Annotated in this window: 1 protein-coding gene; it reads left to right on the top strand. The window is 67.5% G+C overall.

What is annotated here, in order from left to right; translation table 11 throughout:
- Window positions 1-181: 181 nt before the first annotated feature.
- Window positions 182-505: extracellular solute-binding protein (locus ABD323_RS45750; protein WP_344447819.1), on the top strand; the 324-nt coding region annotated here is incomplete at its 3' end.

Below are 505 nucleotides of genomic sequence, written 5' to 3'. Positions count from 1 at the left end.
GCCGCCGCCAAGAGGGGGGATACCCCTCGGGCGGATTGAGTGGCTTGTGAGTCAGCAGAGTTGGGCTGGCACGCCGCTGCGCGCACCCTTGACGGCGGATCGGATCGGGGGCATAGTCCCCGATCACTAGAGCGGTTTAGTCAGGCCCACCCTCGTCTGAACACACCAGGAGACCCCTCTGATGCGAAGAAGCCACCGGGTACGGTTGACCGTCACCGCGCTCGCCCTGTCGACCCTGGCGGGCTGCGGCCTCGGCGACAACTCCGGTACCGCCACCGACAGCGCGGCTGTCACGGGCGAGGTGAAGGGCAAGGTCTCGATCCAGACCTGGGCCCTGAAGCCGAAGTTCACCACCTACATGGACGGCGTGATCGCCGCCTTCGAGAAGAAGTACCCGGGCACCGAGGTCGAATGGCTCGACCAGCCCGGCGACGGCTACTCCGACAAGGTGCTCAGCCAGGCGGCCGGCGGCTCGCTGGTGGAGCTCGCCAAGGGCAACCGCTCC

The sequence above is a fragment of the Kitasatospora nipponensis genome, assembly GCF_039528135.1.
In the GTDB taxonomy this organism is placed as follows: domain Bacteria; phylum Actinomycetota; class Actinomycetes; order Streptomycetales; family Streptomycetaceae; genus Kitasatospora; species Kitasatospora nipponensis.
Note: the sequence above shows the minus strand (reverse complement) of the source record. Positions and strands in the feature narration are given on the sequence as shown.